The sequence below is a fragment of the Halovenus rubra genome (genome assembly GCF_026586665.1).
GTDB classification, from domain to species: domain Archaea; phylum Halobacteriota; class Halobacteria; order Halobacteriales; family Haloarculaceae; genus Halovenus; species Halovenus rubra.
Genome location: NZ_JAODIY010000018.1, coordinates 84780 through 102974, shown reverse-complemented (window position 1 = coordinate 102974; position 18195 = coordinate 84780). Strand labels below are relative to the sequence as shown.

The following is an 18195-nucleotide window of genomic DNA, read 5'->3' as shown; positions in this document are numbered from 1 at the left end:
GCTACCCCTCGGAGCTGATGGCACCGCTGTCGGTCAGCTGTGATTGTCCAGAATTCGAGGTGTCCCGTTCGGCAGTGACCTCTAGGAAGGCGGTTTCGAGATCAGGTGACTCATCTGCCTGGGATTTGAGTTCCGAGGGCGGGGCTTCTGCGACGAGTGTCCCGTCGTTGATGACGCCGATGGTGTCCGCGAGCTCATCGACAATCGGGAGAATGTGCGTCGATAGGAAAACCGTCATCTCGCGGGTGACGAGGTCAGCGATCGTGTCCCGAACAGTGCGTGCGGCACGGGGATCGAGTCCACTCGTCGGTTCGTCCAGGAACACCACGTCCGGGTCGTGAAACAACGCTGCGATGATACCGACTTTCTTGGTCATCCCAGTAGAGTAGGATTCGATGCGTTTGTCGGCGTCAGCGAGCAGACTGAAGCGATCGAGCAGCGTTTCGATCCGGCTGTCAGCCTCGTCGTCGGGGATACCGTGGAGACGTGCGACGTGACGGAGTTGTTCCCAGGCGGTTAATTCGTCGAAGACTGGTGGTTCCGCTGGGAGGTACCCGATTCGCTGCGTGAGGCGGGCGCGATCTGTAATCGGAACGCCAGCAATTTGTGCAGTACCGGCTGTCGGTTCGGTAAGTGCGACAAGCATTCGCATTGTTGTCGTTTTCCCGGCCCCGTTCGGACCGAGGAATCCGTAGACGGTTCCCGCTGGGATCGAGAGGGAAAGGTCGTCAACGGCGTGTTCGGTATCGTACTGTTTCGTAAGTCCGTCCGCGATGATCGCGTGGTCGGTCATGATTCGATCACTCTCGGTATCGGTGTGTTCTGGTCGTTGGTGGAGGGCGACAGGCTGGTGTGGGGACGCGATTCGAGGTATGGCGGCATTCGTGGTCGGTCAAGCATCGTGGTGTAAACACTCCTTTACAGTAAAGAGTATTTTACACCGCTTGTTAAAAGTACCGGTGAACCTAGCTGTCCACTGGTCTCGCCCATTCAAACCCCATTTGAGGGAATCATTCCCTCACCGTATCATCCAGACATAGTACTGTATTCACCACTCACCATTCCGGTGTGAAGGCTCTCTACGAGAACTCTACGGGCGGGGCAGGCCGAGTGCCTCGGGGCTTGACCCCGAGGCGGTTCACCCGGCAGCAACCAATCTCATAAAAATAACAATCTTTGAGACAATACGGTCACATAGACCGTGCTGGGAATTACCGCCCCCTCCAATATATGCCTCCGACGATTGTCCTCATAGCGATTGCCATCCTCGGAGCAATCGCGCTAGTTTACGGGTATCGAGCACTCACAGCACTCCTGGTGTTTCGGTCTCTCCCCTCAGATGACACGGACGGGCCGTCAGAGATTGTTGACGGAGCAACAGTCGCTCTTACGGGTGAGATCGAGGTTGAACAGCCGGTCGAGAGTGGTGACGCCGCTGTTGAAAACGCGGACGAAGCAGTCGGCGCGTATCTCTGGCGAGCTCGCCTTCCGGACAACACGAACAGCGACCTCACAATCGATGAATGGGGCTGGGAACGCCAGCACTGGCACACGTTCGCCTCCGGCATCGAATGGGGTCACTTCGGCGTCACCGCCGACGGTCAGACTGTTCGCATCGATCCGTCGTGGCTCCGTGACAAAACCGACAGTGAGCCACTCACCGAGGTGACCCTTGGCGGCATCACGAACACAGAACGGTTCTCGACGTACCTCTGGGACCGGTGGTACACCTATCTCCGTGACCGGATAGAACACCGCTCGTTCCGAGAGTTCATCGGCTACGTCCAGCGGCACAACAACGATATCGATCCTGACCGCTACTTACTGGAAGCACGACCGTTGCTCGAAGGAACACCGGTGAGTGTCACCGGCAAGGTACACGTCGAGCAAGGCGAGCCAATCCTTCGCGGCACCAGCAACACACCTCTCTTACTCTCTGACGCCGGGTTCGAGAGGCATCGACACTGGCTCCGCCAGCAGACCCTGCGGAAAGGACTCGTTGCTGTGGGTCTCCTTGCCGTTGCTGTCAGCCTCTGGTTCGAGTTCTACGTGCCACTCGCGGTGCTGGTCGTCGCGTACCTCGTCTACGTCGGGTATCACTTCGTACAGGACATACGGATTTTCCGGGACTTCCTAGAACGACTGTGGAACTGACGGTGGTGAGGTCGAACGTTGCATCTCCATCACACCCTATATAAGTAGAATGTAGTGCTACCTATGAAGTTTAAGTACCTAGCCGTCAGAACGGTTTTGTATGGAAAACAGATCGAATACTGACAGGGGAAACGGAGTGACGATATCGCTTGATATCCCCGTACACGACGCGAATATCTTCAAAAGTCAGGCCGTCCACGACATTCTCTCCTTTTTAACCCGGTATCATACCGATGAATTCTCCATCACCGAACTGACTGACGCAGTAGATTACTCCCAGCCGACCATCACCAAGGCCGTCGATATCTTAGTCGCCAACGACCTCGTTACCGACCGGCGCGACGGGAACGCACGGTTAGTCCAAATCAACTCCGGGCGGCTCTCCCGGCCAGACGATCCAGTTCTGCACATCCCGCAGGCCGAATTCCACACGCCAGTCCGTACAGCTATCGATAAGCTAGTCGAACAACTCGACAATGTAGTCGGAATCATCCTGTACGGGAGTGTCGCGCGCGGCGACGCTGACCGACGGAGTGACATCGACCTGTGGGTCCTCGTTGAAGACGACCGAATGGCGAATCAGCGAACCGCGAACCGCGTTCGACAAGACCTCGAAGACCAGGAATTTGACACCGGCCGGTACGCATACGAAATCGACATCGAATCGCTGCCAGCTGTCCCGAATTACACTGACGAGCTTCACGACGTACTCGGCGATGGCCTCGTCGTCTACGACTCAGAGAAATTCGAGACTGTTCGACAGATGGTTTTCCACGGTGACCTCGATGAGTAGAGACTCCGACCCACAAACGATCACGGAAGCGCTCTCCGCAGCCATCGACGCATTCAACGAAGAAGGATACGGCGTCCCGACGCGCGAAGACGCAATTAATTCCGACGCCGACTGGAAAACCCAGCTGACGAAAGCATGCCGGCTGTTGGCGGCAGTCGATACACTCTCCGATCAAGGCTTCTACACCGCGACAATCGAGTTATGCTTCGGTGCGACCGAACGCTCAGTCGAAGCCTACGCCTTAGCCGAAGGCGGCGATGACCTCGAAGACTTTCACGACCACACCACCTGTTACGACCGCGCAACCGCCCTCGGCCTCCTCTCCGACACAACAACGCGTGAACTTCGGCAGTTGTACGACACCAACCGCACAGACAGTTACTACGGCGGCCGGCGTCCAACAGAACGCCAAGCAGCGACGATGCAGCAACTCGCCCAAAGCGTCCACGAGTACGTCACCGACCAGATCCGGGAAGGCGGGGTCTGCGTCTGCAACTCTCTGGATTGACGGACCTTGGTTCACATCCAGCCGACTACAGAAAGTAAACCGGGGAGGCCAGCAATGCCAAACGCGATTATCGCAAGTCCCACGAATCACATCTTGAGCGATCTTTCAAGTGTCACGCAGGTATTTATTGGCTGACAGACGTAATGCCGCGGTATCATGCAACACGCGTTTCGGGTCGGACAACACTACCGTGACACTGGGAGTTACCGCAATTCGGACGACCAGTTCCTGCGGTGGATCCGCGGCCCGCTTGACAGCGGTATCAAAAACACCGGTGGGATCCGCGATCTCGGTGCGGATCGGTCTGATACGCCTGCAGCGCTCGTACTCGTCTCGAACGACAGCGGCATCTCCCAGCACGACGACCCGTGGGAGGACACGCTCGCCGTCAACGCCGGCTACATCAGCTACTGGGGCGACGCAAAGGCCTCGAACCCCTACGATGACTCCGCGCAGAATCAGAAAATCAAAGCCGCCTTCGACAACGCCGCGGCCAGTCGGCGTGAAGACGTCCCGCCAGTCCTCGTCTTCCGCAAACCCGAATCGGGCGTTGTCGAGTTCTGTGGGCTCTGCGTTCCCGACCATTTCGAAGTTCACGCGTACCAGGCCGATGACGGGACGCAGGTCCCGAACTACCAGTTCCGCTTCTCGATCCTCAACACCAACTCTATCCCCGTCACGTGGCTGCACGAGCGTGCCCTGCAGAATGACGACAGCGCAGCACCGGACATCTGGCAGCACTGGGTTCAGACCGGAGAGGTTGTCCAGTGGCCGACTGGCGAACCTCTCGATTCGAGCGGCGGGATTCGCCGTTATGAAACGTCCGAAATCACCGTGAGTGAGGGCTTCCGTGCAGACGCACTCGACCGTTACGACCACGAGTGTACCCTGACCGGCATTCAAGAAGATGATCTGCTAGATCTCGCGCACATCCTTCCACGGAGTCAACGCCCTGAACTCGCAGAACATCCGGACAACGTCCTCGTGTTGAACTCGCTGCACCACCGCGCATTCGACGCCGCGCTGTTCACCATCGACAGTGACTATCGAATCCAAGCAAGCCCCTCATTCGACCCAGCACACCCGTTCCTCCGCGAAACCATCCTCAACCGAGACGGCGAACAACTCGCATTCCCACCCGGCGCACAAGTGCAACCGTCGTTTCTAGAGGAACTCAATACTGGCCTCTCATGGTTATAGTACCGCGTATCTTGGCTCTGTAGCTACTTCAGAGATTAGAGTCCTTGTCCGGGAGAATCGATCCGGGAGGCAACATGCAGATGAAGTTGGTACTTGCTCTAACGGATTGGCCAATAACAATGGAATCTGTAAAACCGTCACCATGCGCCGGGATTGAGATGGGGAAATAACGCCTTAGATGCGTTTGTAGGTACTATAGACGCCCTAGGAGCTCTAATTTACTGACGTTTATACCGATGCCCCACATAGAATGGTTGCCGTTCGAAGTTGACGATAACGTAGGGCAAAACGGCGGGGTAATCGATCTTACCTGCGCTCATACAGAGCCAAGCGCCAATCCGCGACGACACAGCAACTCGGACGGTACCATCCACAGAATCACAAACAATGGTACGAAACACCAACGTAGACGAACAGACAGAGCGAGCACAGCTAAACAGCATAGCCGACCATTGGACTGAGCAGGGCAAGTATCCTGGCGGCATCTCAATGAGTGACGTGCAGGAACTCGGTCAAGTCCTGCGCAGCCAAGTCGAAGAACACCTCGAATCCCTCGCCGCCGACACGACATTTACCCGACGCGAAGCCGAGGTGTGGGTCCTCCTCGAAACTGTTGACGAAGACAACTACTTCCTCACCGAAGACGCAGCAACGCTCATCCTCTCCACTCCTGGTGCTGGGTTCAGCGGCGGCTGGAACAATGATGAGCAGCTTAAGATGTGCATCCCGGCTACGAGTGAAGAGGTGCAGGAACACTACGCGGCTGCAAAACAAAAAGTCGAACAAGCGAAGGAAATCCTCGGAGCAGTTACCTTCCCCAACCGGGAAGACGCCCTGAGCAGTCCGAAGATGGTGTGGCTTGACTCGCAGACAGCCCACCAGCTCCAGAGCCGGTGCCAGTCCAACGAGGACACACTCAACGACGTCACTACGCGCCTCCTCAACGAAACCGAAACGCGACGATCACTCGAAGACTTCGCGCGTGACTACCTCGATGCTCGTGCTCAGGACAACGTCGCGCAACTTGCGATCCAGCGTCAGAGCCTCGAAACCGGGGCCCTCCACATCACCGCACACACAGCCGCACACGAGGAATTACCGGACATCGTCACGGAAACCGACGCCATCACCTACCACGACCACCGGTACGACCTCCACTTCGACGAGGACCCATCCGGACCGCATGAGAACCATCGCATCACGCTGTACGCCTCAGACACCATCACCGGGATGGACGGAGTCCCACTGAAAGAAGGACTTAGTGCCGCAGACGACCACATGCGTGACGTACTCGAACGCGAGAAACCGCTCCCCACTCGTCAAATAGACTAACGTCGGGCTTCCACGCCACAGCAGCGCTCATATTTCACAGAGAGACACATCTGTGAACTACTGCGCACTGTTCCAATGCCCCACAAAAATCGCTCCGAAAATATTTCTTTCCAGATTATATAGAATAGCATATGCCGATTGAGCCCCGCTGGAGCGCGAAGATTGATGAACGGGGAATGCCCGCGGATCCGTTAAATGCGAACCGGTCACGGAATCGATTTCGGAATCTGTTCGCCCATGGTTCAATTACATCGATCACGCTCCGACTTCGATACCTGTCAATTTTCTGTTGGGCATTAGAGGAACTGGATGCAGATGCAGACAATCGATATCAGCGGGTGAAAAACGTCGAGAAGGTGTTCTGTCTTGCTAGCCGGTACCAGCAGTTAGAAACAGATCAAGACGGAGAAGCGCTCCGCGGGATGGACGGGAACTCCCAGTTCAACTTTGACCGCGAGGAGTTTGAGGAGATTGATCTCAACGAGTTAGAGCTACTCAAGAATGATGGCTACGCGTACGCTCAGTTCTACCAGAATCAACTGCAGAATTATCTGTTGAAACGAGGCGATTTCGATTTGACTGGAGCTGGACGCGAACTCGCAGAGATCGTTGATCGAACCGTTGGTGACGAACGGGACCGAATTCTTGCGTGCGCACGCAACGGACGGGCCGAACGCAGTGATCTTGAGGCGATTGCGCGGGACTTTGCGAATCAGTCAGTGTACTTGGAGGATGATTTCGAAACAGAGCGGCGAGCACTACAACAGCTCATGCTCGGGTTCGTGACCTGGGATGGCGACAAGCAATCAGGGACAGTCCAATTGGCAGATGGGTTTCCCGAGAATCTTGAATTAGATGTTCTTGAGCATCTGAAAACGACGATAGAAGAAGGTGAGTTCGAAGAGGCCGGGGCAAGTTCGCTGTATCAACGGTATTTCCGCGGGTTTCACGAGATGCGATCAGCCCATGCGTGTTTCCTGTGTCGGTTCTGGCAATTGTATACCGCTGATGACGCCAATCAGCTGCACTTGACTGCGAGTGATGCGAAGCAGTTCAATCAATATCGAGAATTGATGCGGTTGTACTGGTTGCAGAGTTATGCAGGACTCGCTATCGAAGGGCAATTGGAAGCCGCGTGTTCATTCTTAAATTCGCGCATACCGCCGCGAGCGGACTACGAGACACTACTGGCTGCGGTGACAGACGATCCCGGTATGTCTGCAGCATTTTCAGCAGTGGCCAGCGGTGTTTCAACGACACAGAGTGAAGAGACGACTGCCCCAGCCAACGCAGTACGTGATTTGATGCTGTACGGCGTGGCTGAACGGAATGGCCTGTCCATTACTGTGTCTGAGGACACCGCCGCTGAGACAGTGACGGTCGGCGAAGCAATGGCAGACATTGAATCTTTCGTGTCCAGAGGGTGGGAGGCAGACCCGCCTGTAGCTGATGAGACTCACTTGAATGAGGTCCTGTTGGGGCAATCACTTCGTTCGTCACTGAATCAACTCCACGACGGAATTGATAACGAGCAAGCCCAATTGGAAGCCTGGACGACGAGTTTAGCTCGGTCAGTTGCACTACTCTTGCTGGTTGTCGCTCGGTTCAAACAGGTGAAACCAGACCGTGAGTGGCTGTACAATTATGCGTACAACCGGTTCGACTCGCCGTATACCTCGCTCTCAGAGTTAACTCGGTTCGTCGAAGCTACTGACGAGGAACTACCGTTGGGTGAGTTCGCACGGACGGTGCTGCACGAAAAAGTGGTGCAGACCCATCTGAAAGTGTTTTACAGTCGATTGAGTCCGGGGAATCTCAAACGCGCCTTATCTTTCGATCAGGACGAACGGCTGTGTCTGGAAGCGGATGTTGAACGCGGATCCCGACCGTTTACCGCACGGTCATCACTCATCCGTTTTAGTGAGATGAATACGCTGCTCCGCGATGCCGGGCTTCTGACAACGACTGAAGAGGGGTACGCGCCGACCCCAGCGGCTTCAGACGTATTGTCACGACTCGTTGAGGTGGACGGCGTATGAATCTCTTGGATGTGCTGGATGGCCGTGGGTGGAGTATCCAGCAAGCGATTCAAACAACGTATCCGTTCGATCCACAGTTCTACAGTAGCTACGTACGGCCGCGGTTACAACGCCGGAATTGCGAGTTGCCACTCGTCCTTGTTGACGGCAACAGGTACGATCAGGAAATCACGAGTGCTGATTGGCGCGAAGCCCCGATTGGAACGGACTACCTGTTGGAGCCAGTCCAGTCATCAGGAGTATTTCACCCGAAAGTGAATCTGTTCGCGTCAGAACGAAGCGTATTCTACTCGGTGAGTTCTGCAAATCTCACGCTCGAAGAGTACTGTAAGGCCGCCCAGATCGGGTTCGCAGACGGCTTTCAAAAACCAACCTCTGAAGAGGAGACAGCGCAGCTTGGCGATTCGTACTTCGTTGCGAAATCCATCCGTGATTTTTACACCGAATTGCTCGAATACGAGGATTTCATCACCGGGCAAGACGCCCGCACCTACATCACCGAAACAGCGGAGACACTCGCATGGCTCGACGACATAGAGGAGTCTGCTGTCGATGAGGCCAACCGGAAGACGTGGTTTGTGTCAAACCTCGACGACCCGATCGTAACGAAACTGCTGAACCGAGTGACAGAACACGGTGCTCGTGAAATTGACCGAGCCCGATTATACGCGCCGTATTTCGGATCGCCGACTGTACTTCGTGACCTTGCAGAGCGACTCGATGCCGGTCATCTCGAATTACTGGTTGAACCGGAAAGCACTGCCCTCGCTGTAGACGAGTTAGCCGAGACGCTTTCGCCATTCGAGTATTCTGTGCGCCGACTACAGACGGACCGAACAACTCGATGGGTGCATGCGAAATTCATGGTACTCGACGGCGAATGGGGTCAGGCATGTCTCTATGGCAGTCCGAACATGACCAGTACCGCGCTGACAGCGTCGGCATCACACGGAAACGTCGAAGCTGGCTTAGTGACCATCGCCCAGGAAACCGATGACGAAACACTAGAGAAGTCAGTCTTTGACTCATCAGCATTCCAGTTCACCGTGTCTGACCCAGTCGCTAATCCAGCGGAACTGGACCTCCGGTCGGCAAGCTACGAAGACTGGGAAACAGGCACCCCAGTCGAGGAAGGAGGGGTTCGGTTAGAGGATGCACGAGTCACTCAGCCTGGCTCTGAGGGTAAATCCGAGCTCATTTTGACTGTCGCCGAATTGTCGAACGACGAGGAGATCAAGGTCCACACAGACACCGGAGCTGAGAAAACGGTCGGAATCTCCACTGATGAGAGCTCACAGGAGGTGACACTCCGGCTCACAGCAGCTGAGCGTGAACAGTGGACCGGCGCAGTCGTTACCGTCACAGTCGCTGGGGCAACCAGTAATCCACGGCGCATCGTCGAAGAGATGCAGGCATATTACCGTGAGTACCGAGAGATCACGCGGAGTGCCGGCACCCAGAGTTCGAACACATTATTGCGCGAAGTGCTGCAGAACCCGGACACTGCAGCCGTTAACGTCTTCGATATCGCGCTGTCCGAATTACAGAAACGAGCAACGCAAACAAGCGACGACAGCCCCCAGACAGACACACGTTCACAGAACGACCCGGACGGTGAACGCCCGCCGCCAAAGATCACCGAAGGGGATCGATCGCTGCCGTCGCTACACTCACTTGTCGAGGACCACCTGTCCTATCATCGTGAACAAGCACTGGCCGCGCTAACAATCACGGACCGACCAGAACCGGCGACTCTCGACGCGTTTACTGACCACGCCCAGACGTTCTGGGAAACAATTGAACTGTGTTTTGCACTCGACCGACTCGGCCACCTCGACACGGACCGCATCGACACGGAGGACCTATTCGAAGCGTGCGAATCCGAGATCAACGCGTGGCTTACAGCACTGCCACAGGTAGTTCAGCAGGTGAACGGGATAATCGATCAAGCTGAGCAGAACCCGGATGTACAGGAACTCTTATTCGGGCATCGTGACCAACCCATCGTAAACGAGCCAACGTGGCAATCACTCTGCGAGATCCTCTTCCTACACCCGGGCATCGTCCTCGAATTCGAACACCACTCAGACTACACCGTCTTCCGCTCACAAAACAGGCTTGCCAGCCACCTCGTCTCTGTCTTCATAGACACACACCCATACATCGGACAGCATCTCATGATGGGAACACCACTCATTGAGCAAGTGAACACGCTTCTCAGCAATCTCACAGTTGAGCTCGGTGACGACGACAGCGAAATCGAACTATCTGGCCGCGGGATTCAAGCACTACTGCTCTATCTTCTCATTCAACGATTTGCGAACCAAGATGCATTCTTCAACGGAGCAACACCGCACCCAGACACGTCGCAGGAAGATATCTCGACAGTAGCAGGATACGTGATTCAAGCCGAAGACGCACTCGTCACCTACGACCTCATGAGTTCACTAATGCTGACCGTGACTATCAAAAAAGAACTCGACGACATCAAATCCTTAGCAACCCAGTGATAGCGCCACTAGCTTGGGTAACTCTGCCGGAGACCCCAGTCGTGTGTGACAGGCATCTCTGATAATAGTGAGTGTTTCATATAGACCCTCCAAGAGTCGGTCGTGAGTCAGTCAGAACATCCGAAGGCGAAACGGATTATTGGTATTATACTTCTTTTCCGACTGCTATGGAATACGCTTCTTCAGACGGAATAGCTACTCTCGTTTCAGATAAGCCGAGACCACTCCACGTGGAATCTATCAACGTCTGTACGGAGCTATCAATTGAAAGGTGGCAGTGTTCCGTTCCCATTAGGGGCATTGCGATGGAGGACACATCCAAGCTCTTCGCCGCTTCAAATACGGATTGATACATATCTTCGATTCCGTGTTCATCCAAGGTGGAGTTTCCATCAGCTGTCACCGCATGAATCACGACGTCTGCATTTAACAGGCGACCATCGGTCACAAAGATGCTTCCGGGGACCATCGGTTGATAGGCTGCTGCATCTTTTTCCAACATCATTCCACCCACCGCTTTCGCTGATTTACCAAGGTTACCTTTGAGCTTTGGACTCGCCTGTTGAGGTAGAACAATACAGTCTACGTCTAGTTTGATCAGGTTATCTTGCGTGAATAGGAGTCGCGGTGGGGACGGTTCTGTGTCTGGAGGAGAGACGTGTTCAAGATCATTTGCTTGCAATCCCTTTTCAGTCTCCTGGATCTTGAAGCGAACATAATCCCCAATACTGTACTTGTCAATATGATCTTGGAGCTCTGATTCGTGGAAGAAAACATTCTGATCGTATTTAGAACTTCGAATGAATCCGAATTTGGACTGATGCTGGAGGATGTTTGTAATATATCCTGACTCTATCTCTGACGCAGAAGAATCCATTATTTCGGGGTTGGTCTCGCCATAGTCGAAATGGGAAAGAATGGAGCTACTTAGCCTCGGATGGTGCTCTGTGAATAATTCAAGCACATCAAAAAAGAAGGATTCTAAGTTTCTGACCTTCTGTTCGGCGTCCTCTGAGTCAGTGTCAGATGTGAACGCGTGGATGTTGAACTTCGTTACCTTACCATCGATAACCTCCCAGACGTACGAAACGAAGTCATCCTCCGATTGACCTGTTCTAAGTTTGTATGGATCAGATAATGAGAACACCATACTAACTTGAATCTCAGTTGACTCTGGAGTAGATCGATCACTCACACGGCAGTTCCCAATCGGAGCGAACTGATCGGTAGATTGAGGACTTGGAGCCGGTGTGGAGTAGTGAATTCCGGTATCCGAGGTTGAAACTCGTCGCACTGTCCCAGGATACGATGCCATTGCCTGAACTAACGGCTCACCATTGGGTAACGCATCAATATCCTCCAGAAGAACGGATCCTGGTACTTGTTTTATCGTCGATATAGTGTGTTCGTGGAGATCAGGGAGGCCATCACGATCCCGGAAAACACGGTTGACTATCGATTCTAGTTCCGCTGTTTTCGTACGCGAACTATCTGTTGTTGTGGGATACTTCGCAGTATCAGGGATGGACTCACCTACAACTTGGCGCGATTTTGCTCCAAGAGCGGAAGCTAATTGACGTACTGAACTCGGTGCATCGTCATCGAACGATTTCAAGAACCCGATCAGACGCTGAAACTGAGTCTCAGAAAGGGAATTTTCGATTCGCTGTACATCTACCGAATATTCATTCTGCTGAGACCCTCCCGAGTCGGTATAAACTAACCCTGTATCCAGCATAGCATATAGAAGGTCGTTTGGAATCTGGTCTTCAGGTTGAAGATTGAGCCAATCAAAGATGTCTGAAGCAACTTTCGTCACCTGAATTGTTGTATTTCCGGTATTTGGCGTCCATCCTCGTAGAAAATATCCGCTTTTGTCGTTTGAAGACGCATATCGATAGAGTCGGGCCATATCTGATAATCCGTAGGTGCCGTGATATTTCTGTTGACCCATAGTTGCCTAATAAATCAAAACCGATGACGTTCCTGAGATGAGAGGTCTATTTCTCACGCTGGTTAGTGACTCTGAAATATCGCCTCTTTTCCCCGAGGTATAACTCGTTCCCAGAATTCGATTGGAGCATATGCGCCTCATGGACTGCCGGGAGTTCCTCTCCCGGTACGCAGCTGGTGAGAGTTATAAACCGTACGGCGGCCCTCTCCAAGACGGCACCAGTCCTCCATCGGTTTTCAATGATCATCAGACAACCATCGGCTGGCCAGCAGACGGGCACGTTATCCCACGAGACAAGTATGAACACCGACTTCAAGACACCACCCCCGATACCGACGAGGTGCGTGCTGAAGACATCTCACATTTTCTTGAAGCCGAGTGGGATACCGCAGTCGGCGCATACGGGCTCGATGGTGTTACCGAATACATCCCGTTCCATACCGATGAGCAATCATACGGGATTTACATTCCGCAGCGCTGCATCCGCAGTCTAGGACATTTACTAGACGGTTGGGCACGAAAACTGACAGCAGAACCGGACACCGCGCCTGAAGCAATCCATCTCGACGCCACTACGAATACTCTCCCCCAGTCACCATTCGACTCTCTAACCCAAGCATTCGACCTCGCAGCGGAATTACTCGTCCGGTACCGCTGGGCAGACCACCAACTAGAGGTACTCGCTACACATCTGGCTGACTTCACTGGTATTGACGCGTACGACGTCTACTACGACCAGAATCGGCGGCTTGACGCAGACGAAATCGCTACGCGGTACCGGTTACTCAGACAACTTGACCGTAGCACCGCGTGTCGCCGTCTCGCTCCCTCCGGCCTGTATGACCCGTTGCTCCGCCGGATGACTGCAGCTTTCACGAACAACAACAGGAACGTTCTCTCACAGTTCAGCAGTGAGTCGCCACAGACGCTTCACCGGCAACAGGTTAGCGTGCTCTCGTCAGCGTTCGATATCAACACCTCACGTTCCGAAGGCTTTCTTGCTGATGAACTTCCCAGCCGCCGCCTCGACCGGAGTGTTCCCACCCGAATCCAGGTGTACATCACGCGACGGGAACCTGATTCGGACTATGGCACGATCACGAATCGACCAGGAACTCGCTCGCTTGAGTTAGAACCGCGCCCAATCTCTCGGACGGACGAATTTGAGCGGAGCTACCAGAAGGCCGATGGAACGCTGCAACGCGATGTTGACGATCTTGTCGAAGATATCAAAAACCGGTTCGGGCATCTGACTTGGAAGGGAATGAGCTTCGGTCCAAAAGACAAACGATACATCGATGTCACAGGGAGCAAGCGGCTTGTTGTACAAATTGACGACCAGACTAAGGAAGTAACGCTGCTAGACTTTGGGTCTCACGAGTTGCCGCGCCAATACGGATTCAACAAGGTCTAACACTTGACTCATACCCCGTCATTCGCATTCCCTCGTTTGACGATTCTTGCTCATCAGAACACGAAGTAACACACGTAGCCGGATCGCTGGATGAATTCCCAGCCCTAGAACAATGACCTGAGCCGACGTCTGAGAGACTCATCAAACGCTACAAGACCGACTCTAGACTGTCCAACTGCACCTGAAACCCGCGTGCCGCTAGTTGCAGACTCTATTCTTCAAATCGTTTCACACCGGCGAGAGGAGTGGATCCTACCGAGACACGTCCCACTCCTCAGCGTCACGCCGTCGAACTGGTCCGAGCCGCGTGATCTGCCCGGCCTCAACAAGCCGTTCAAGCCCGTCTTCTGTGGGGAAGCCGAAGGTTGCCGTGTCGAACGCTTGCCCAGGCTTAGCGGCGGGGAAGTACTAAGAGGCAGCGTATGATCCCGGTGCGCCCTCTTCTGGCTCGCAGCGTCACGCTGAATCAGAGTGAAAACATAACACTATGGTTCGTTGGATCAGCCAGAAGCCGGATTTGGAACGTCATTTCTCAGGACTCGTTGAACAGTCGGCGCGCGTACCGGTAGATCGGCGCGTCGAGCCAGTCTCGCCCGGACGCGATCGTTTCGAACGCGGTTTCCGCGCTCTCAGAACTGAGCGCGTCACGTTTGACGAGCGCTCGGAGCACGATCGGTGACACTGCCACCTCCGCATCAACCAGTCCCTCTAGTTCGGGCAGTGCTCGATAATCGTCTGTTACGAGGAACGCAGCGTCAACGTCGCGTGCGGCGGCGACGCAACTCGCTTCTCCGGTATCAACACGACTCGTTTCGAACGGCGCACCATCCGCGTCCTGCACCGTTAGTGCGTCTGTCTGTCCGAGTACGGTGGTCGCCGCTGTCCCATGCCGATCATCGTACTCAGCCGTCTCTTCGAGTTCCACGATGACTGTCGGCGTCGTGACGACGTCGAACGCTGCCAACGTCTGATCGAGCACGTCACCGACAGCGAGTGAAATAAGCGCGCTCGTATCGATGACGACAGTCACAGCTCTGCGAGATCGTCAGCGAGCTCCTCGCCCCGATCTAGCACGTTCTTTGACGCACGCACTGACTCGGCATCCTGCCGACCGATGACTTCCGCGAGTTTCTCAAACCCGATCTGGTCGTCGAGGTACAGTTCCACGACCGCCTCTCGGAAGCTTTCATCAGACTCCTTCTCTTCTAAATACTGCCGTAGTGCCTCGACCAGGATCTCAGTCCGGTTCTTGTGCGTAACTTCCGCAGCGACGTCCGCTTGAGCGATCAGTTCCTCCGGGAGCCGGAAATTCACTCGCTTCGTGCTCATCAGTGTACGTACGTTGTATGTACAATCATATAGGTGTATCGCCAGTCACCGTTCCACACCCCCTACAGGGCAAGAAATTCTGGATGACCGGTTCGATCAATCGTTCATTCTTGCGGAGGTATTCTTTCCGCCCCCCGAACCCGCCTTTCGTCCCATCAGATGTCCCGATATCAAGTGCTTGATCGCACACAGCAAGTGCCTCCCGCAGGACGGATGCTGTCCTCGGTTCTCTTGTATGAGCCTGACTACCTGCCTATCGAGAGTCCTGATTGTCGGGTTGCCCGACTGGCCCGAGCCGTGTGACCCGCCCGTTCTCGATTAATGTTTTAATCCCGTCTTTCGCTGGGAAGTCCCAGACAGCGTCTTCATCGGGTTGGCCTGGTGCCAGTGACTTGCTATGCCGGCCGTCACGGGTCATAGCGATCAACCGGCGGTGACTGCCTGCCAGGTCGAACAACCCGAGATCCCACCCGCACGCTCGCCGTGCAATCCGCGCTTTCCCTTTCCGATACCCGAGAATCTCCTCAGGCTGAAACTCAGCGAATTCCTCGACAGGGAACGCGTAGTTCTTAAACGTGATCGGGGTGCCCACATCTAACTCGCCCGCCCGCGGATCATACTCGCCGAACTCGAACGGCCCCTCAAGCTCCGGTTCGAGCGCCGCTCGCGCCGCTGCCTGCTGCTCACGATGCTCAGTGTGGAACACCCAGTGAACGACACACCCGAGCCGGAGCGCTTCCCGCGTCTTTTCGCGGTACGGCTGGTCACTCCCAGCCACGATCTCGATCCACCGATTCACCGGCCCGCCGTACACCAGACAATCAGGCACCCGGTCAGCAAACTTCTTTTCGAATCGGTAGTTGCCGGGGAAAAACGGCTTACGTTTATCTTCCCGTCGCCGATCTAACTCTACTTTCGCCCACAGATGCTCGACCGATTCCGTTCCTGCCGTTCGAAACCTCTCAACATCACCCCAAATCTCGAACCCACTCATACGTGTCTCACCTGTCGGTTCTGCTGCTGTTGGTGGCTCGTGTGTCGTGTCATGTGTCGTGAATCGTTGGTGTTAGTGATTTCAGCGAGTAATCCGATTTCGAGCAGTACCGCCGCGTCACCTGGCCTAATGCGCCGGTTCGCAGCACGTCAACAACGTTGTGCGTCACGAGGTTAGCGTACTGGTGGTTCTCAAACGCCGTCACCGCCGCAGCGCTGTCTTCGAACGGGTCCCGGTCGTTCAGCTCCCCGCCGACGAGCGTCGCATATGCTGCCGGCAGACTCGACTGTTCCTCATCATCCCTGACGAGATTGAACCGTCGCGTCACGACTGGCAACAAGTCCGCGTACGGCATGTCGCGGAACGGCCACTCTACACCCGTCGCCGCCAGTCGCGTCCGCAAAAACGGCAAGTCAAACCCGTCCTTCCACCGTTCACCATTATACGCCACTAGCAACATGTCATCGCCGCTCAACCGGTCCGTAGCGAATGACCCGACCGCCTGCAGTAACGCCGCCTCCGACGAATGCACTGAGAGCTTCACATGCGTTCCACACCGATCCGCAACAGTCGCCTCCAACTCACCGGCCGCGCCTTCACCGGTCACCGTGTCCGCATCCACCTGCAGGAACACGCGGCACCCAAGTGATAATTCGAACCCGACCACCGTCACTTCATCCGAAACTTCGAACCCGGTCGTCTCAATATCGAACGGCACCATCTCCAACGCCATCACCGATCACCTCCAACCGGCTCCACTCGCCGATCACCAGGTGGCTGGACGCGGAACTCACCGAACCCATACTTCGCATGCGTCCCGACCCGTAACACGCCGTTCCGTGCCGTCGCCACCGGGTCACTCCCCGCGTACCCAACCACCTGCCCATGATCAACCGTCTCAACACGATACGCCTCGCCACCGTCAACGAGCTGTGTGTCCCGTCGCCGCAACCCGTCATCACGCCGCCCACCCGTCGCACCCGTTCCCGGCACCGACCCTGCCTCGATCATCGACGACTCCATCTTCGCGTCCCACCACCACGGCACCGACTGGTCATCCGCCCCGGGACATTCACTCGCCAGGACGTACGGCGACACGAGCTCAAGCACATACGCGCCCGACTCTCCGTCTGTGAGTCGCCCGTAGTCGAGCGCATCGAGATCAACGACCTGCGAATCCACCAGCGACAGTTCACCGAAGCCGTAGTTTCGCGCCCCGCCAACCCGGACTCCGTCAAGCACGTCCTCAGAGAGCGGCAGGACATCGTCCGTGGCGCGATCCGCGTGCAGGTAGCAGTGCACGAACCACTGCACCGACCGCTTCGAATTCCTCGTTTCCGCCGGTCGCCCGAAGAAACATTTCGGCGCGAACGCTACCCGGTCACCGTGCCGCTCGATGTCGTGCGTGTTATGCGCGTCCCGCGGCCGAGACTCCAACAACCACCGTTGAGCCGCGTCCCGGAACACGAACAAATCGTCGTACGTCTCGACCGGCGGCAGCGACTGGCCAAGTTTCCCCGCGTACCCCGACTCCGAATGCGCAGCCGGGTACTCGCCGTACTCTCCGGGGACGAACACGCCGTGACTGACGTGTAACGCCCGTCGCGTCCGCCCGTCAACACGCCGCGCAATCGAATTGAACAGCGCGTTTCCGGTCACGAAATACGGGTGCCCCAGGTACGAGCCGTCCAGCTCGAACAATACCTGCTGGACGACAGTCATCCACACACCCCTCCGTTTCCACTCCAAGTACTGCCCAACCGTGTGCCACCACGCACACGATGACAACCACCACACTCACGACACCACTGCACCCCCACACACCCCGTTTCAAGTGTTCTTCGACCAGGGACACACCCCGTTTCAAGTGTCTTCGATACTCGCCACGCAGCATCGGACCGAGCGCGAACCCGTCGCAGCGGCCACGCAGACCCACTCGCCCCGACGCAGTGAGCGGTCGGGCAACGA

15 protein-coding genes are annotated in these 18195 nt (G+C 55.5%); 8 read left to right on the top strand and 7 right to left on the bottom strand.

Translation table 11 applies throughout. From position 1 onward, the window contains the following. Position 1: 1 nt before the first annotated feature. Entirely contained in the window at positions 2–793 is a 792-nt protein-coding gene (locus N5098_RS14985) for an ABC transporter ATP-binding protein (RefSeq protein ID WP_267638700.1), read from the bottom strand. 437 nt (positions 794–1230) lie between these two features. On the opposite strand from N5098_RS14985, the gene N5098_RS14980 reads away from it, so the two are divergent. The 7 genes from N5098_RS14980 to N5098_RS14950 all read left to right on the top strand — a co-directional run bounded on the left by N5098_RS14980 (position 1231) and on the right by N5098_RS14950 (position 10536). Further along, positions 1231–2154, top strand: a complete 924-nt coding sequence (locus tag N5098_RS14980; RefSeq protein ID WP_267638699.1) for a hypothetical protein — start codon at positions 1231–1233, stop codon at positions 2152–2154. Between the two features lie 100 nt (positions 2155–2254). Continuing rightward, positions 2255–2947, top strand: a complete 693-nt coding sequence (locus tag N5098_RS14975; RefSeq protein WP_267638698.1) for a nucleotidyltransferase domain-containing protein — start codon at positions 2255–2257, stop codon at positions 2945–2947. Then, entirely contained in the window at positions 2940–3455 is a 516-nt protein-coding gene (locus N5098_RS14970; RefSeq protein WP_267638697.1) for a DUF8154 family protein, read from the top strand. The genes N5098_RS14975 and N5098_RS14970 overlap by 8 nt, the downstream gene beginning before the upstream one ends. A gap of 156 nt (positions 3456–3611) precedes the next feature. Next, complete coding sequence (locus tag N5098_RS14965) at positions 3612–4655, top strand: HNH endonuclease (RefSeq protein ID WP_267638696.1); 1044 nt, start codon at positions 3612–3614, stop codon at positions 4653–4655. Between the two features lie 387 nt (positions 4656–5042). After that, positions 5043–5987: a hypothetical protein gene (locus tag N5098_RS14960; RefSeq protein WP_267638695.1), complete on the top strand. Its 945-nt coding sequence runs from the start codon at positions 5043–5045 to the stop codon at positions 5985–5987. 131 nt (positions 5988–6118) lie between these two features. Next, positions 6119–8026, top strand: coding sequence for a hypothetical protein (locus N5098_RS14955; RefSeq protein WP_267638694.1), 1908 nt, complete (start codon positions 6119–6121; stop codon positions 8024–8026). Then, entirely contained in the window at positions 8023–10536 is a 2514-nt protein-coding gene (locus N5098_RS14950; protein WP_267638693.1) for a phospholipase D-like domain-containing protein, read from the top strand. Before N5098_RS14955 ends, N5098_RS14950 begins: the two co-directional genes overlap by 4 nt. Before the next feature lie 145 nt (positions 10537–10681). Here N5098_RS14950 and N5098_RS14945 read toward each other — a convergent pair whose 3' ends face one another. Beyond that, complete coding sequence (locus N5098_RS14945) at positions 10682–12448, bottom strand: macro domain-containing protein (protein WP_267638692.1); 1767 nt, start codon at positions 12446–12448, stop codon at positions 10682–10684. A 172-nt stretch (positions 12449–12620) separates the two neighbouring features. Between N5098_RS14945 and N5098_RS14940 the strand changes: the two genes are divergently transcribed. Then, complete coding sequence (locus N5098_RS14940) at positions 12621–13904, top strand: hypothetical protein (protein WP_267638691.1); 1284 nt, start codon at positions 12621–12623, stop codon at positions 13902–13904. 532 nt (positions 13905–14436) lie between these two features. On the opposite strand, the gene N5098_RS14935 is transcribed toward N5098_RS14940, so the two are convergent. The 5 genes from N5098_RS14935 to N5098_RS14915 all read right to left on the bottom strand — a co-directional run bounded on the left by N5098_RS14935 (position 14437) and on the right by N5098_RS14915 (position 17949). Beyond that, positions 14437–14934 (bottom strand): PIN domain-containing protein, encoded by a 498-nt coding sequence (locus N5098_RS14935; protein ID WP_267638690.1) that lies wholly within the window; start codon positions 14932–14934, stop codon positions 14437–14439. Then, complete coding sequence (locus N5098_RS14930; RefSeq protein ID WP_267638689.1) at positions 14931–15233, bottom strand: CopG family ribbon-helix-helix protein; 303 nt, start codon at positions 15231–15233, stop codon at positions 14931–14933. The genes N5098_RS14935 and N5098_RS14930 overlap by 4 nt, the downstream gene beginning before the upstream one ends. Positions 15234–15486: 253 nt before the next feature. After that, positions 15487–16227, bottom strand: a complete 741-nt coding sequence (locus N5098_RS14925) for a hypothetical protein (RefSeq protein ID WP_267638688.1) — start codon at positions 16225–16227, stop codon at positions 15487–15489. A 49-nt stretch (positions 16228–16276) separates the two neighbouring features. Then, complete coding sequence (locus tag N5098_RS14920; protein ID WP_267638687.1) at positions 16277–16960, bottom strand: 3'-5' exonuclease family protein; 684 nt, start codon at positions 16958–16960, stop codon at positions 16277–16279. After that, entirely contained in the window at positions 16960–17949 is a 990-nt protein-coding gene (locus N5098_RS14915) for a hypothetical protein (protein WP_267638686.1), read from the bottom strand. Before N5098_RS14915 ends, N5098_RS14920 begins: the two co-directional genes overlap by 1 nt. Positions 17950–18195 lie beyond the last annotated feature (246 nt).

Coding starts and splice junctions, on each gene's coding strand:
- N5098_RS14985 (WP_267638700.1), bottom strand. CDS start 793: ATGACCGACCACGCGATCATCGCGGACGGACTTACGAAACAGTACGAT.
- N5098_RS14980 (WP_267638699.1), top strand. CDS start 1,231: ATGCCTCCGACGATTGTCCTCATAGCGATTGCCATCCTCGGAGCAATC.
- N5098_RS14975 (WP_267638698.1), top strand. CDS start 2,255: ATGGAAAACAGATCGAATACTGACAGGGGAAACGGAGTGACGATATCG.
- N5098_RS14970 (WP_267638697.1), top strand. CDS start 2,940: ATGAGTAGAGACTCCGACCCACAAACGATCACGGAAGCGCTCTCCGCA.
- N5098_RS14965 (WP_267638696.1), top strand. CDS start 3,612: ATGCAACACGCGTTTCGGGTCGGACAACACTACCGTGACACTGGGAGT.
- N5098_RS14960 (WP_267638695.1), top strand. CDS start 5,043: ATGGTACGAAACACCAACGTAGACGAACAGACAGAGCGAGCACAGCTA.
- N5098_RS14955 (WP_267638694.1), top strand. CDS start 6,119: ATGCCGATTGAGCCCCGCTGGAGCGCGAAGATTGATGAACGGGGAATG.
- N5098_RS14950 (WP_267638693.1), top strand. CDS start 8,023: ATGAATCTCTTGGATGTGCTGGATGGCCGTGGGTGGAGTATCCAGCAA.
- N5098_RS14945 (WP_267638692.1), bottom strand. CDS start 12,448: ATGGCCCGACTCTATCGATATGCGTCTTCAAACGACAAAAGCGGATAT.
- N5098_RS14940 (WP_267638691.1), top strand. CDS start 12,621: ATGCGCCTCATGGACTGCCGGGAGTTCCTCTCCCGGTACGCAGCTGGT.
- N5098_RS14930 (WP_267638689.1), bottom strand. CDS start 15,233: ATGAGCACGAAGCGAGTGAATTTCCGGCTCCCGGAGGAACTGATCGCT.
- N5098_RS14925 (WP_267638688.1), bottom strand. CDS start 16,227: ATGAGTGGGTTCGAGATTTGGGGTGATGTTGAGAGGTTTCGAACGGCA.
- N5098_RS14920 (WP_267638687.1), bottom strand. CDS start 16,960: ATGGCGTTGGAGATGGTGCCGTTCGATATTGAGACGACCGGGTTCGAA.
- N5098_RS14915 (WP_267638686.1), bottom strand. CDS start 17,949: ATGACTGTCGTCCAGCAGGTATTGTTCGAGCTGGACGGCTCGTACCTG.